General features: G+C 38.0%; 17 protein-coding genes. 2 read left to right on the top strand and 15 right to left on the bottom strand.

The features are described 5' to 3' along the window. Positions 1-37: 37 nt before the first annotated feature. From V7112_RS13655 to V7112_RS13665, 3 genes are all read right to left on the bottom strand, one after another. On the bottom strand, positions 38-994 hold the full coding sequence (locus V7112_RS13655) for a BMP family ABC transporter substrate-binding protein (protein WP_335420611.1): 957 nt from the start codon (positions 992-994) through the stop codon (positions 38-40). Positions 995-1086: 92 nt separating this feature from the next. After that, on the bottom strand, positions 1087-1653 hold the full coding sequence (locus V7112_RS13660; protein ID WP_335420614.1) for a hypothetical protein: 567 nt from the start codon (positions 1651-1653) through the stop codon (positions 1087-1089). An 87-nt stretch (positions 1654-1740) separates the two neighbouring features. Further along, positions 1741-2472, bottom strand: a complete 732-nt coding sequence (locus V7112_RS13665; RefSeq protein WP_335420617.1) for an alpha/beta hydrolase — start codon at positions 2470-2472, stop codon at positions 1741-1743. 152 nt (positions 2473-2624) lie between these two features. On the opposite strand from V7112_RS13665, the gene V7112_RS13670 reads away from it, so the two are divergent. Then, a complete protein-coding gene (locus V7112_RS13670; protein ID WP_335370370.1) occupies positions 2625-2813 on the top strand; it encodes a YjzD family protein in 189 nt (62 codons plus the stop codon). 34 nt (positions 2814-2847) lie between these two features. On the opposite strand, the gene V7112_RS13675 is transcribed toward V7112_RS13670, so the two are convergent. From V7112_RS13675 to V7112_RS13730, 12 genes are all read right to left on the bottom strand, one after another. Beyond that, positions 2848-3027, bottom strand: coding sequence for a YjzC family protein (locus tag V7112_RS13675; protein WP_335370371.1), 180 nt, complete (start codon positions 3025-3027; stop codon positions 2848-2850). A 104-nt stretch (positions 3028-3131) separates the two neighbouring features. Then, the gene (gene argF, locus V7112_RS13680; RefSeq protein WP_335420622.1) at positions 3132-4091 is read right to left on the bottom strand and encodes an ornithine carbamoyltransferase; all 960 of its coding nucleotides are present in this window, start codon (positions 4089-4091) and stop codon (positions 3132-3134) included. Beyond that, a complete protein-coding gene (locus V7112_RS13685) occupies positions 4088-7213 on the bottom strand; it encodes a carbamoyl phosphate synthase large subunit (protein ID WP_335420625.1) in 3126 nt (1041 codons plus the stop codon). The genes argF and V7112_RS13685 overlap by 4 nt, the downstream gene beginning before the upstream one ends. 47 nt (positions 7214-7260) lie before the next feature. Next, positions 7261-7689, bottom strand: a complete 429-nt coding sequence (locus tag V7112_RS13690) for a carbamoyl-phosphate synthase domain-containing protein (RefSeq protein WP_335420628.1) — start codon at positions 7687-7689, stop codon at positions 7261-7263. A gap of 109 nt (positions 7690-7798) precedes the next feature. Then, positions 7799-8950, bottom strand: coding sequence for an acetylornithine transaminase (locus V7112_RS13695; RefSeq protein WP_335420630.1), 1152 nt, complete (start codon positions 8948-8950; stop codon positions 7799-7801). Next, complete coding sequence (gene argB, locus V7112_RS13700; RefSeq protein WP_335420634.1) at positions 8950-9726, bottom strand: acetylglutamate kinase; 777 nt, start codon at positions 9724-9726, stop codon at positions 8950-8952. Before argB ends, V7112_RS13695 begins: the two co-directional genes overlap by 1 nt. Before the next feature lie 11 nt (positions 9727-9737). After that, positions 9738-10967, bottom strand: a complete 1230-nt coding sequence (argJ, locus tag V7112_RS13705; RefSeq protein WP_335420637.1) for a bifunctional ornithine acetyltransferase/N-acetylglutamate synthase — start codon at positions 10965-10967, stop codon at positions 9738-9740. A 26-nt stretch (positions 10968-10993) separates the two neighbouring features. Beyond that, positions 10994-12034, bottom strand: a complete 1041-nt coding sequence (gene argC, locus V7112_RS13710; RefSeq protein ID WP_335420640.1) for an N-acetyl-gamma-glutamyl-phosphate reductase — start codon at positions 12032-12034, stop codon at positions 10994-10996. Positions 12035-12173: 139 nt separating this feature from the next. Further along, on the bottom strand, positions 12174-12407 hold the full coding sequence (moaD, locus tag V7112_RS13715; RefSeq protein ID WP_335420643.1) for a molybdopterin converting factor subunit 1: 234 nt from the start codon (positions 12405-12407) through the stop codon (positions 12174-12176). Further along, positions 12404-12877, bottom strand: coding sequence for a molybdenum cofactor biosynthesis protein MoaE (locus V7112_RS13720; RefSeq protein WP_335420646.1), 474 nt, complete (start codon positions 12875-12877; stop codon positions 12404-12406). Before V7112_RS13720 ends, moaD begins: the two co-directional genes overlap by 4 nt. A 227-nt stretch (positions 12878-13104) precedes the next feature. After that, complete coding sequence (gene mobB, locus V7112_RS13725; protein WP_335420649.1) at positions 13105-13617, bottom strand: molybdopterin-guanine dinucleotide biosynthesis protein B; 513 nt, start codon at positions 13615-13617, stop codon at positions 13105-13107. After that, entirely contained in the window at positions 13602-14870 is a 1269-nt protein-coding gene (locus V7112_RS13730; RefSeq protein ID WP_335420653.1) for a molybdopterin molybdotransferase MoeA, read from the bottom strand. The genes mobB and V7112_RS13730 overlap by 16 nt, the downstream gene beginning before the upstream one ends. A gap of 194 nt (positions 14871-15064) precedes the next feature. Between V7112_RS13730 and ric the strand changes: the two genes are divergently transcribed. Then, positions 15065-15772, top strand: a complete 708-nt coding sequence (gene ric / locus V7112_RS13735) for an iron-sulfur cluster repair di-iron protein (RefSeq protein ID WP_335420655.1) — start codon at positions 15065-15067, stop codon at positions 15770-15772. Positions 15773-15783 lie beyond the last annotated feature (11 nt).

Genomic DNA, 15783 nt, shown 5'->3' on the forward strand with positions numbered 1-15783 from the left:
ATCTATAGGTACCATAATACCTATGTGATAGCTTTTTTTATTTGGAAGGCAGGTCCCCTGTTTCTTTATATACGTTAATATAACCAGTTAATTCATTTATAAAATTTTTATCTACCTTCGGGCTAAAGGTACCCATAGAAATGACATCGTCCTGGAAATCAAAATAAAGGGTTCCCGATTTAAGTTCGCCATCATTAAATTTTGTTGTAACTAATAAGTAGAGTTGATCTACATGCTGCACTGTGCTTGTGTATACTGTTTCTTTCCCTAGATCAGATTGGTCTGACACATAACCTATCGCATAAAGACCTTCTTCTTTAAGTTTTTCGATTACAGGGACATTGTACCCATCCCCGGCAGGATAAATAATATCAACACCGTCGGCTATCATTCTCTCTGCTATTAAAATTGCCTTTTCATCGTCATCCCAGTTTTGAACATAGCCAATATCTACATCCACTTCATCATTTTGAAATAACACACCTTCATAAAATCCATTAATCTCTGGTTGCCATTCAAATGCTGCAATGATACCGACTTTGTTCGCATTTGTCATTTTTCCCGCGACCATGCCACCGAAAAATCCCATTGCATGCCCATCAAAGTTTAGGCTTGTAACATTCTCTTTTCTTGTATTTCCATTAAAAAATATGAAATGGACATTAGGATATTCATCTGAAATCTCATTAAAAATTTCAGCATATTCACTTCCATGACCAAATATTAAATTAACGCCTTTATCAACAAATTCATCTACAGCTGTTCGTGTCGCAGTTTCCGAAGTAATTCCTTCTTTATAAAAGACATCAACCTGAAATTTTGATTTTATTTGCAATAACCCCTTATATCCTTCTGTACCCCATACTTGATCATCAATTGTATCTGGTACGAGTAAGCCTACTTTTTTCACCCCAGTATCGGCATCAGTTTGGCCACAAGATACGAGGTTGGTTAAAAGGAATAAGAGTGTCACCCACCTAAACAGCTTTTGCATTCCTACAACTCCTTCAAAAAACAAAAAACAAAATAATCCCATCTTACTTTATTTTATTGTACTTTTTAGGAATAGGAAAGCAAAAGAAGTATCTAGGCGTAAAAGTTTTGGGAAATCCACTCTTCGTGGTCATTTTTTATATTAATCGCTTCCCCCAACTCTTTAATTGAAAAATCGATAAACGTAAACAAAAACTCAATATTTTTCGTTCGAACTTTTTGATGCTCATTTAAACTATTCTTAATATTTATTTTGGAATACCAGCTATCATCAAGTTCATCCTCTAAATTACAATTTGTATTCCTTTCTATCGAATGTGCCGAAACTAGTATAAGCTTTGTTTTTGTCACATTACAGTATTCAAGCACAGATTGTAGCTTTACCTCTTTTTCTTCAATGCGTTCTGTGGAGTTTGGATTAATCCATGGGTAAATCACGGCATCAGTTTGTAAAAAAATACTTTGATCCACCATCGCTTTTGGGTATTCAATAAATTCAAAAAAAGCATTACGCCCAATGCGTAGCATTTTATCCTCTTCGGAGCTATTATCCCTAGGTTTTGCATCTACTCCAACCACTTGAACTTCTTGATCGATCATTCTACAACAGAGTCCATATCCTACAAACGAGAAAGCGTCGAATAGTATGACCTTCTTCACTTGTAACATCTCCTATACATTTTGTTACAGTATCGTATGCGATTGCGTAAATAAAAAGTCCCTATTCTTGAAAAGAATCGGGACTTTTCATAATTCCTTTTCATTCTCTTTAAAATAGCTACCAATTGACCGACTAAAAGCATACGTGTTTTCACTAATATGATAGCTTAAGGTAACCATCTCATTATCACCTTGGTATTTCTTACTGTGGATTTCAGGAGTGTATGTCCTTTCATTTGTGCTATGCCAAATTTTGATTGGGATATTCGGAAAAAGTAAATGATCCCTTGGTGCAAGTTTTTCAATGTTTGTTTCAACTTCTCTTTCGTCAAGTTGATAAGCTCGTGCAATTTCTTTTATTAGCTTTTTATAAAAAAATTTATTTTTTCTTTCATTATCGATATGTGCCACTAGATCAATGCAAGGATTTAGAAAAGCCATAGAGCGAATTTCTCTCTTTAGCTTTTTGCTTAAATGCATGGCTGTCAATGCTCCCATTCCCTCCGCTAGAATATGAATGCGTTTGTTTAGGATTTCTCGTTTCATAATGATGTGATAGAGCTGTGTAGCCAATTTGACAGAAGCTGGATTTCCCCAGTTTGCACCATATAAATTTGAATAAAAAACTGTGTAACCTTCATCCTTAAGGTATTCGAGAATTTGAGACCTAGCGTAGTTTTGGATCCAATAGCTTGTGCCCTCTTCTACAAAATTTGTATTATCCCCGATAATTAAAACAGCGAAGCCATTTGGACGTTTCGGCAAATGAAGAACAGACCACTCCGTGTCGAGCTTGAAAAAAAGTTTGTTTTGTACCATCGCTCTCTTCTCCTACTCCTGATTTTCGTCCTTCATTATAAGTGTATGTTGTGAAATTAAAGATGAAAGGGGGAAATGCCTACAAATAGCTTTTCTATCAGATGACAATTGTGGTAAACTAATTACAGATATTGTTTAACGAGGTGAAGACATTGCGTTATTTTTGGACATTCTTTTGGACCTTTCTCTTAATCCAAATGGCTTCATATGTTATTGGATCAATGCAGGCGGCTACATATTCCTTTAAGACAGCTTCAATCGTAGCCGTTATTGTTACAGCCCTAATTATTATTTTAGGTTCTGTAATTCCAAATGAGCCTGTAGAGGAACCTAATCATTAATATGAAAAAAAGACCCGATTGGGTCTTTTTTTTATCACGGCTTTCTTTTATATGTCCATTTTCGGTTGTCATTAGAGTTTTCTGGGAATGAGTCACCGGCACTTAGTTTTACACTTTTCGGGTTTTTAACCATATCTCCAGTTTCGCCGATTTCTACATAAATCCCATTATTCGGTGCTTTTTGACCTGCACGAAATTCATGACTTTGCCCCATCATAATCCTCCTTTTGAATAGTCATACATGATTACTATACCCACTCATGTCTAAAATCATGAAAAAAGCCTCGGTACCATTGAAGACCGAGGCATAAAGATTCTTTATTCCATTATTGCTTTTAATACAGCTTTTTGAGCGTGGAGGCGATTTCCTGCTTGTTCAAATACTACAGAATGTGGTCCATCAATCACTTCAGCTGTAACCTCTTCACCACGATGTGCAGGTAGACAGTGCATGAAATGATAATCTTCCTTAGCGGCACTCACAAGCTCGGAATTTACTTGAAAAGGCATGAATGCTTGCATTCGCTCTTGCTGTTCCTGTTCTTGGCCCATACTCGCCCAAACATCTGTGTAAATATAGTCTGCATTTTTTAAGCCACCGACTGGGTCATGGCTAACCTCAATGACTGCATTGGTTTCTTTCGCAATTTCTTTTGCTTTCTCTACAATAAATTCTTTCGGAGCATATTGAGGTGGACAAACAACTGTACAATCTAAGCCTACCTTTGCGGCAGCAATCATTAACGAATGGGCTACATTGTTACCATCTCCAACATAGACAAGTTTGTTGCCTTTAAAGGTTTTCTTTTGTTCATAGATGGTTAGTAAATCAGCTAACGCTTGGCATGGATGAAAATCTTCCGTTAAGCCATTAATGACTGGGATACTCGCGAACTGCGCAAGCTCCTCAATTTTTTCATGCTCAAATGTTCGAATCATGATTGCATCCACATACTCAGATAAGACCATTGCTGTATCAGCAATCGATTCTCCTCTGCCTAACTGCATATCATTGCTATTTAGATATATTGCGTTTCCTCCCAACTGAAGCATTCCCGCTTCAAAGGAAACCCTCGTGCGGGTTGAATGCTTTTCAAAGATCATTGCTAACGTTTTACCCTTCAAATAAGCAGTTTCTTCTCCATTTTTATGCTTTTGCTTGATTTCTATTGCTGAATCTAATAGAACGATAATATCTTCCTGCGTTAAATCTATAAGTGTAAGTAAATCCTTACCTTTTAAGGCATTACTTAAATTATGTTTTAAAGTAGTTGTCATTTGCTAATCACTTCTTTCTCATTATTGAATGTACCTCTACGTTCTTGAATAGACATGACTGAAAAATGGGAATCACGAAATGCTTTTAAAAATGCGTGTAATGTCTCGATTTCCGTAAATACATGAATTCGTTTTTGGCTTGCCTCTATTTTATTCTTTTTCGATTTTTCATCATTCTTTAGACTTACAAATGCTAAAGCCTTTTCGCTCTTGCTCCATTCTGAAACGTCATTTGCAGCATAAATGTTTAATCCAAATTCTTTCGCAATTGTCTTTGTTTCTGCTGGAATCTGTTCCGTATCGAAAACGATTTCGTCTGCACCTTTTTTTGAAAGAATATAGCTATGGAAAACTTTTGTTAAAGCCTCATCAATTGTTGCTGCAATACTAATCCCTTCACCAGTTGATTTCATTTCTGGACCAACCGTTGGATCGCCAAGCAGTTTATAGGTTGAGAAGACAGGATATTTCACCGTAAAGTAAGGTAAATCAGGTAATAAGCCAGTCTGCGCTGATACCTCTTGTAATGACTTTCCAAGTACAAGTTTTGATGCTAGCTGCGCCATTGAAATTCCTGTAATTTTACTGATGACTGGAACTGTACGACTAGCACGAGGGTTCACCTCTAGTACGTAAATTTGATTGTCAGCCACAACAAATTGGATATTCATGATCCCTTTAAATTGTAGTTCGCGCACAATTTTTTCTGCATAGTCAGTGACTGTTTTCTTGTTTTCTTCAGATAATGAAACAGCTGGCATAATCGCGTGACTGTCACCAGAGTGAACGCCTGCTTTTTCAATATGTTCAACAATGGTAGGAATGAGAATTTCGTTCCCATCAGAAAGTAAGTCAACTTCAATTTCTAATCCGGGTACATATGCATCAATTAAGAGCGGATATGAATCATTTGGGATCCCTTTTACAAACGATATAAGCTCTCCCTCATCATTGATAACTATCATTCCCTTCCCACCAATTACATAGGAAGGACGGATTAGCACTGGGTAGCCGACTTGCGATGCCTTTACCACTAATTCTTCCGTATTTTCAGCAATCTCACCAGGAATATGTGGGATACTTGCTTTTTCTAACAGTTTATAAAAACGGTCACGGTCCTCAAGCTGGTCAATGACATCGTGAGTAATTCCCACAATTGATACACCTGATGCCTCTAGTTCTTGCGCAAGATTAATGGCTGTTTGGCCACCAAATTGTACGATCACTTGATCCACTTTTTCAGCTTCGATTACGTTTAACACATGTTCTAATGTTAATGGCTCGAAAAATAATTTATCTGCAATTTCATAATCAGTACTTACTGTTTCTGGATTGTTATTAAGTAAGAGCGTCTCATAGCCTTCCTCTTGTAAAGCGAAAATTCCATGGACAGTACTATAATCAAATTCAATTCCCTGGCCGATTCGAATTGGACCAGAGCCTAGAATTAATACCTTTTGATTTGTAGAACCTTGTGTTTCATTTTCACCAAAATAGCTTGAGTAATAATAAGATGACTCGGAGGCAAATGCGCCAGCACATGTATCTACACTTTTATAGCTAGGAATGATACCAAGTTCCTTACGTTTTGCACGAATTGTCTTTTCTTCCTCACCAGTAAGGTGAGCAATATATTCGTCAGTAAACCCTTTTTCTTTTATCTCTTGCATGAATTCACTTGAAAATTCATTTACCGAGTGTTGGCTAATTTTAACCTCATATTTCACTAAAGACTTGAAAATGTCCAAGAAGAACGAATCAATTTTTGAGATTTCGTGAATCTCCTCTACGGTAGTTCCTCTTCTAAAAAGCTCAAGTACCGCAAAAAATCGATTTTCACTCCCCTCTTCAACAAGTTGATGAAGCTCCTGATTTGAGAGGCTCTCTATTTTAGGTAATCGTAAGCTTTCGTTTTCTCCCTCTAAGGAATGGACCGCCTTTTGGATGGCACCTTCCAGATTCACATCAAGTGACATGACCTCTCCAGTTGCTTTCATTTGTGTTCCAAGTACATTTGGAACATCTGTGAACTTATCAAATGGGAAGCGCGGGAATTTTACAACCACATAATCTAATGCTGGTTCCGAACTAGAAAATGTATTTCCTGTAATCGGGTTGATTAATTCATCTAATGTATAGCCAACAGCAAGCTTTGCTGTGATTTTGGCGATTGGATAGCCCGTTGCTTTTGATGCAAGTGCTGAAGAGCGACTTACGCGCGGATTTACTTCAATTAGATAATAGTTTTTACTATAAGGATCCAGTGCAAATTGAATATTACATCCACCGACAATACCTAACGCAGAGATAATTTTTGCAGATGAGGCTTGGAGCATTTTGTATTCATCATCTGTCAACGTTTGTGATGGAGCGACAACAATTGAATCTCCTGTATGAATACCAACTGGGTCGATGTTTTCCATATTACAAATCGTTATGCAGGTTCCTTTTTGGTCACGCATGACCTCATATTCAATTTCCTTATATCCAGCAATACTTTTTTCGATCAAACATTGAGTAATCGGGCTTTCGGACAAGCCATTTTTTGTAAGCTTAATCAATTGTTGCTGCTCGTGCGCAATGCCTCCTCCTGTTCCCCCCAATGTGTATGCTGGACGAATAATGACTGGAAATCCTATCTTTTCCACAAAAGCAATTGCTTCCTCAACAGTTGTAACAATTTCACTGTCAGGGACTGGCTCATTTAATTCATTCATTAAGCTTCGAAAAGCCTCTCGGTCCTCTCCCTTTTTAATAGAGTCAATTGATGTCCCAAGAACTTTTACATTATATTTATCTAAAACTCCATGTTCACTTAGGCTAAAAGCTAAATTTAAGCCTGTTTGACCACCCAGGGTTGCAAGTAATCCATCTGGACGCTCTTTTGCAATGATTTTCTCGATGCTTTCAACTGTAAGTGGCTCAAAATACACAACGTCGGCATTGACTTCATCGGTCATAATGGTTGCAGGATTATTATTCACTAAAATAACTTTGTAGCCTTCTTCCCTTAGTGCCCTGCAACCTTGTGTTCCGGAATAATCAAATTCTGCTGCCTGCCCGATGACGATAGGACCTGAGCCAATTACTAATATAGATTGAATTGAATGATCTTTAGGCATAAACTTTTCTCTCCTAACCTTTACGTTTATACAATGTCTGTAGCAACTTAATTCAGTACCTCCGCTAGAGCAGGTTGCTTACTAATGATTGCTTTTTCTAGCTTTTTGTCTCGTATTCTTTTCACAACTGCACGTGTATCCACATGTGAAAGCATTGGAATATTCCACTTCTTCAAATACTGATTGAGTGAGTATTTGCCATCATAATGAGAGTGGTTATCCTTTGTTTCATATAGAATAACTCCAGCAACCTCGGGCTCCGTGTTAAACTCAATTTCATTAATTCCGCAATTACCGATAAGGGGGTAAGTGAAAACAATGATATGTTTTTTATTGGAAGGATTGGTTATCACGTCCTGGTAGCCAGTCATTCCTGTAAAGAATGCGATTTCGCCCTCAGTTGTTGTAGTTGTGCTATTTTCAAAAATAGTTCCTTCAAAGCTTTCACCATTCTCTAAGTGTAAATATCCCTTCATGGTTTCACCCCGTATTTTTATTTGTATATACGTATTTTTATACAAAGTTATTCAAAAAAAATTCATGTATGACTATTGGTTTCATACAAACCTAACTCCTAGGGAAAAGTTAAGAAATATACTCGGCAACAAGACAATCCTTTATCATCTTAACTGCTTTATCGATTTCTTCGTAGGTTACCGTTAATGGCGGTAAAAGTCGAATGACATTTGGTCCAGCTTGAAGAACTAACAGTCCATTTTCACGTAGTTTTGTAATGTTTGCTGCAACTTCATCATTACAAGCAATTCCTAGCATTAATCCACTTCCACGAACCTCTTTAACTAAGTCTTGTTCTGCTAATGCATTTGTAAGTTCCGCTTTTAAATATACACCTTTTTTCTCAACCTCTGCTAAAAACTCTTCTTCAAAAATGATTGATAATGTAGCTTTAGCGGCTGCTAATGAAATTGGGTTACCACCAAATGTAGAACCATGTGAGCCAGGTCCAAATGCTTCCTTAAGCTTTTCCTTTCCAAGCATTGCCCCAACAGGAAGACCACTTCCTAAAGCTTTTGCTAATGTAATTATATCTGGTGATAGATTGAAATGTTGATGAGCAAACGCTTTTCCAGTTCGACCAATCCCCGTTTGAACTTCATCAATAATGAAAAGTGAACCATGCTTCTTACAAAGCTCTTCAATCGTTTTTAGAAACTTTTTTGTTCCAGGAACGACTCCGCCCTCTCCTTGAACAACTTCAACCATAACTGCTGCGACTGAATCATCCATTGCTTGCTCTAACGCTTCACAATCATTGTATGGAAGATAGACAAATTCCTGTAGAAGTGGTCCGAATCCTGAATGGATTTTGTCTTGCCCTGTTGCAGCCATCGTTCCGAATGTCCTGCCATGGAAGGATTGCTTAAACGTAATTATCTTTGACTTTTGCGTGTATTTACGAGCAAGCTTTAATGCTGCTTCATTTGCCTCAGCACCACTATTACAGAAGAAAACTGCATCTAGTTCTGAGTTCGCAACTAGCTTCCCAGCTACTTCTTGTTGAATATCAGATTTAAATAAATTTGATACATGCCAATATTTTTTCAGTTGTTCTTCCACGGCTTCGACTACAGCCGGGTGGCGATGTCCGAGATTACAAACTGAGATTCCAGTAACAAAATCTAAATATTTCTTTCCTGTATTGTCAACAATGATTGCACCCTCTGCGGATTCAACGGTCAAATCCCATCTTGCATAGGTTGGAAATAGTGCATCCATTAAACCACCTCTAGTTCCTTTACGATTTTTGTGCCTTTTAATGATCCATCAACTGACAACAACGAGCTTTTTCCGTTGATAATCGTGATTTCGTTAAGTCCCCCATCATTTAATGCCGAGAGGGCTGCTTTTACCTTTGGGATCATCCCTCCGTAGATGGTTCCCTCATCGATGAGTGATAGAACAGAATCCGCGGAAAGCGAAGGTAGGACTTCACCATCTTTTTTAATACCATCCACATCTGTAACGAATAATAAATGCTCTGCCTTTAATGCGATAGCAACACTAGCTGCTGCTGTATCCGCATTGATATTATACTTTGTAAAATCCTCGTCAATCCCGATAGGCGAGACAACTGGAACATAATTTTGCGACAAAAGAAATTCTAGGAACGAAACATTGACCTGTTCAATCTCACCAACATAACCTAATTGTTCAAAGTTAACAGGCTTTGCTGTAATTAGTTTTGCATCACAGCCAGATAAGCCAACTGAAGGGATTCCGGCTTTTTCTAAATCGACGACGACTTTTTTATTAACCGTTCCTGATAATACCATTTCAACAACATCAAGGACTTCCTTTGTTGTCTTTCTCAGTCCATTTACAAATTCACTTTCTATGTTCAAAGAGGCTAGTGACTGACCAATCTCAGGGCCACCCCCATGAACAACAACGACCCTAAATCCACTTTCTTTTAACTCTTTTATACTATTAAAAAATGAGTCCGACAGCTCGGCTAGGATGCTGCCTCCACATTTGATAACAATTGTTTGCATTTCAAGTCTCCTCACGTGCGATAGCTTGCATTGATTTTGACATAATCATAGGTTAAGTCACAGCCCCAAGCCGTTCCGGCACCATTTCCTAACTGGAGGTCAACGTGAATGACAATATCGGTTCCTTCTAGATACTCTTTTGCTAGCTCTTCCGAGAAAGTCACTGGTTGGCTTCCTTTTAGCATTAAAATAGAGCCAATGGAAATATCGACAAAATCCGGATTCACCGTAGCTGTACTATGGCCAATCGCCCCAATAATTCTTCCCCAGTTCGCATCAGCACCATAAATTGCTGTTTTTACAAGGTTTGAACCTACAATCTTTTTCGCAATAATGCGTGCATCTTCATCAGATAAAGCACCTGTTACATTCACTTCTACGAGTTTGGTAGCCCCTTCTCCATCCTTTGCAATTTGCTTTGCAAGGTCTTCGAAAGTGGACTTAAGGGCTGTCACAAATAAGTCCCATTCAGGATGTTCTGGTGAGAGCTGACTATTTTCAGCTAACCCACTAGCCATTACCAGTACCATATCATTTGTTGAGGTTTCACCATCTACTGTGATTTGGTTAAATGTCACATCTGTCACAGTTTTCATTGCTGCTTGGAGGGATTCAGAATCAATATTTACATCTGTTGTTACAAAACCTAACATCGTCGCCATATTTGGATGAATCATCCCTGAACCCTTTGCTGCGCCACCAATTGTGATGATCTTTCCATCAATAGTTGTTTGATAACATGCTTTTTTCATCACTAAATCAGTCGTTAAAATTGCTGTTTGAAAAGCATGAGCAGCTTCATCTGTACTAGTGGGTTCAAGTTGTTTAATGCCAGCTTTAATTTTATCCATCTGGAGGAGCTCTCCGATAACACCCGTTGAAGCAACCGCTACTAAGTGGTCCTCGATTCCAAAATGGGCAGCAGATTCAGCTCTCATTTCGTATGCATCTAATAGCCCTTGTTCACCCGTACATGCATTCGCACAAGCACTATTAATTACAACTGCTTGTAATTTATTTTGAACGGCAATGCTTTCTTTTGTCACTTTTAAAGGAGGGGCTTGAAAATGACTTTGCGTATAAACGGCTGCACAGTTCGCCGGAACATCACAAATAATTGCCCCTAGATCCTTCTTTGAATAACGTAAACCGGCATGAACACCTGCTGCTTTAAATCCTTTTGGGGTTACGACAGAACCCTCTTCTACTTTTAATACTTGAATTTCCTTTATCTCTATCATGCAAAGTCACTCCTTTTTAGACATCTTTATGGGAATAATGGAACGTATTGTAATCCTGTTGTTTCTTCTAAACCAAACATAATGTTCGCGTTTTGGATTGCCTGACCGGCAGCACCCTTCACTAAGTTGTCGATAACTGAAACCACGGTAATTCGGTTTGTTCTTTCATCAAATGCAAGGCCGATATCACAGTAATTTGTGCCATAGACTTCTTTTGTGGAAGGGAAGGAACCCTTTTCTCTAATCCTCACAAATGGAGAATCCTGATAGCTTTCTTTATATAGTCCATAAAGCTGATCCAATGAAAGTGAATCTACTGCACTATTTATGTACATCGTAGACATGATTCCTCTTGTCATTGGCACCAAATGTGTACTAAATGTCACATATGGAATTGAATCATCCCAGCCTTGTATCACTTGTTCAATTTCTGGAATATGTTGATGCTGATTCACCTTATAGATTGAAAAATTGTCGTTACTTTCAGCAAAATGTGTTGTTCTTGATGGACTTTTTCCTGCTCCAGAGATACCTGATTTTGCGTCTATTACAATTGATTTCTCATCAATCAGTTTATTTTTTATAATTGGCGCTAACCCAAGTACAGTTGCAGTTGGATAGCAGCCTGGATTTGAAATAAAACTACTATTCTGAATTTCTTCCATATACCATTCTGGTAAACCATATGTAGCTTTGTTAATGTCTGTTTGTAATGCAGCTGGCTTTTTATACCACTGTTCATATAAATCAGGTTTTTTTAACCGATAATCCCCTGAAAGATCAATAATCTTCACATTTTCCTTCAATAACCTAGGAACAATGGTTGTTGAAACTCCAGATGGTGTTGAGAGAAAAACAACATCCACTTCATTTGCAATTTTCGGGATATCAATTTCTTCTAATGAATGATTTACAAGATTAGTAACATGGGGGTAGACCTCTGAAAGCCTCATCCCTGTCTGTGACGAAGTATGAACGGAATGCACCTCAAAGCTTGAGTGGTTTGCCAGTAATCTCAATAGTTCAATTCCGCCATAGCCAGTAACCCCTATAATTGCCGCTTTCAATATATCCACCTCTTTTTTTAAATAAATGTAGAATAAGTATCATTATAAGTCTGTATAAAAATAAAATCAATTGTATTTTTATAAAAAATCTGATTTTTTGTGCAAAAAAATAACCACCAGGGTGGTGGCTGATTAATAATCAACCTCCACTTACTGGTGGTATTAAAGCAACTGTATCTCCTGCATTAATAATATCGTCATCTTCTGCATACTCTTCATTAATGGCAAACATGATTTGATCAAGATTTTTCATACCATGATCAGTTGCAAGCCTCTGTTTTAAGGATGATACGGTTATCTTATCTGTATGTAACGCGATTCTATCCGTCCCCGCCATATCCTGTAGATGGGCAAAAAATAAAATCGTAATCATTTCAAATCCTCCTCTTCTGGTCGACCAGTTGGATATTGTTTCGTTTCTAACTGATCTCCAATCCACATTTCCCCATCTTCCCAATGCTCTTTTTTCCAGATAGGGACGATTTGTTTTATACGTTCGATTGCATATTCATTTGCAGCGTAAGCATCTTTACGATGTGGTGTGGAGACGGCGATGACAACAGCCGCTTCGGAGATATCCAAGCGACCGATTCGATGGGTAATAGCCGTTTTCACATCAGGCCATTTCATCGAAATTTCTTCACCAATTTGAGCAAGCTTTTTTTCTGCCATTGGAATATATGCATCATATTCTAAATAGAGGGTTTTCTTTCCTCTCGTAAATTCTCGAACCGTTCCGATAAAGGTAGTAACGGCGCCCGCTTCACGTCTAATAACTTTATTCGTCACCTCTTCAACATGAATCGGCTCTCTCGTAATCTTAAATAGATCATTGTTTTTCATTTATGTACCTCCTTAAATCAAATACGCCCTTGGCGTATTTGCGCCCAGATTTTTTAGGCCCACACGATGTGGGTAACAAAGACGTTGCCACAGGAAGTGGCGTTCTTAGTCTTTGATCCTATGCTCGAAAACTTCCTTTGAAAAATCTGAGGCATCCGCCGGAGGCATTTAACTTTATTAAACCAAGGATTGATCCTTGTACCTTTATTTTATCGTTTTTACTAGGCTCACGCGCTCTTAATAAAGTTAAATATCCAACGTAAATATTTTTCTTCTTCATTAATATGATAAAGGGGAAACTTCGTTTGAATCGGAATCCAAGTTATAACGCAAACAATGTTTGTTAATGAAGATAGCAGCTCGATATCCTCTTCTTTCTTGATTAAAACGATTTTGGGATAATCCGCCATTTTATATCCTTCAATTAATATCATATCATTTTCAAAAAAAGCGTAAAGCTGAATTAGCTTCTCCAGCGTCCATTTAGATGTCTTCGCTTCTAGCTGTAGACTCCCACCACCTTCTACAATCGTTGCAGACGCCCCTGCTTTGATGTGGCGGGAAGAATCTTTTTCCTGATGAAGACGATCTAAGCTGCTTTGATGTCCATGATGTTTTATGGTAGCGATTTGAAAGCCGAAATCTGTCCCTTTTTTTACGATTTTTTCAACTAGAGTCGTTTTCCCACTATTTTGATACCCTACGATTTGCAGAAGCGGAAACCTTATTTCCAAGGCCATATACTTCCTTCCTGGTCTTCGAGATACAACACATCTACTACATCACCTTTCCCAAATCCACGTGTTCCACCAGGTAAAACCATGAACGCATTTGCTCCTGCTAGTGAGGATACGACATTTGATTTATCAAGACCACTTGGTGAAACTACAAGCTTTCCGTCAGAAAAGCTGATTTTACTTCTTACAAATCTTGTAAAAGGATTTGGTTTTGGAAAGTCAGCATTGAGTTCAGCTTTCATTTTTAATAGATGTGGAGAATCAGAAAATAATCTTGTCCGTACTACCGGTCTAACTAATAATTCAAAGCCAACATAACATGCTGATGGATTACCAGATAACCCAAACAATAATTTCCCATTAAACTGCGCAACTGTTGTGACACTTCCCGGTCTCATCGCTATTTTATTAAATAAGACTTCTGCTCCTAACTTTTCATAAATGGCAGGTAGGTAATCATAATCCCCTACAGATACCCCGCCAGTCGTAATTAAGATATCAACCTCATTGATTGCATTTTTGATAGCGTTGAAGCAAACATCAAAATCATCTGTGAGTTTTCCGTAATACTTTGGCTCTGCACCAGCTCTTTCGATTTGTGCACTTATCATATATGCATTGCTATTTCGAATTTTTCCAGGTACGAGGTTTTCATGGACATCAAGCAATTCTGTCCCTGTTGCATAAATCCCAATGATAGGCTTCTTTGCCACTTCAACCTGATGATAGCCAAATGTGGCTAATAGTGCTTTTACACCTGGATTAATAAAGGTGCCTTTTTCTACTAAGACTGAGCCTTTTTTTGTATCCTCACCTTGAAACGATACATTATCGCCAGACTTAAACGGTCGCTTTAACGACATGTACTTCTTACCATCACGTTCATATTCTGCTGTCAATTCTAGCATCACAACTGCATCACATTCTGCTGGCATCTGCGCACCTGTCATGATTCGAACTGCTTGAAAAGCTGCCACCTTTTTCGATGCTACAGACCCAGCTCCAATTTCTTCAATGACTTCGAATTCAACTGGATGGTCTTGTCCCGCATTTGTTGTATCGATTGCACGAACAGCAAAACCATCATACGGGGACCGATCAAAATGTGGGACATCATGATCAGCGATTACATCACTTGCTAAAAATCGTCCATAACTATCTTCAATTGGTACTATTTCCTGTGTCCCTGAAACTGCGAATTCCATTACTCGAGTTACCGCTTCCGGAACTGGTATAGGTGTCCGTCTTTCAACCATATTGTTTCACTCACTTTTTATCTACTTTTTTCCTATTGTAGTCTATTTAATCAAAAACCACTACTTTCTTGCTATGATTTACATCACTCACATTTGACTTTATGACGATTTTCTACATTTGTGTGATACGTATCACCACATCCTTTCATTTTAATAGCTATGCTATAAGTAGCTTACCAATAGGAGGTAGAATCATGGAACAAACTTTTACAGAACAACATATTATCGGGGAGATTGTAACCGAGTTTCCAAAGGCAGGAGACCTTTTTAAAAAACTTCGTATTGATTTTTGTTGCGGTGGTAACCGTCCACTTATAGATGCAATCGAGGAAAGAAAACTTTCCAAGGAAGAGGTTTTATCAAAATTAAATACACTTTATCAAGATATGAAAGCATTAAATGAAAAAACAGTGGATTGGAAAGCCGCAAGCTATTCTGAATTAATTGACCATATCGTGAATAAACATCACCGTTATTTAAATGAGGAGCTTCCTCAGCTTAGTCCTTATGTAACTAAGGTTCTAAGAGTACATGGAGGAAATCATCCACATCTTGCAAGAGTGCATTCACTATTTAATCAATTAAAGGTTGAGCTTGAACAGCATACAATCAAAGAGGAAGCAGAGTCATTCCCTCTCATTGTGAAATTTGAAAATGAAGCAACTCCCGAAAATCATGAATTAGTGAAAAAACATGTCGCAGAATTAGAAGACGATCATGACGAGGCTGGAAGTATTATTAAAGAAATACGTGACATCACAAATGACTTCCAACCACCGATTGGAGCATGTGGAACATACCGCTTAGTCTACCAACGACTTGAAGCACTTGAAGCAGACCTATTCCAGCACATTCATTTAGAAAATAACATACTATTCCCAAGAGCAGCAGCCGGGAACTAAATAGGAAAAAC

The organism is Bacillus sp. JJ1566, assembly GCF_036962685.1.
In the GTDB taxonomy this organism is placed as follows: domain Bacteria; phylum Bacillota; class Bacilli; order Bacillales; family Bacillaceae_L; genus Ferdinandcohnia.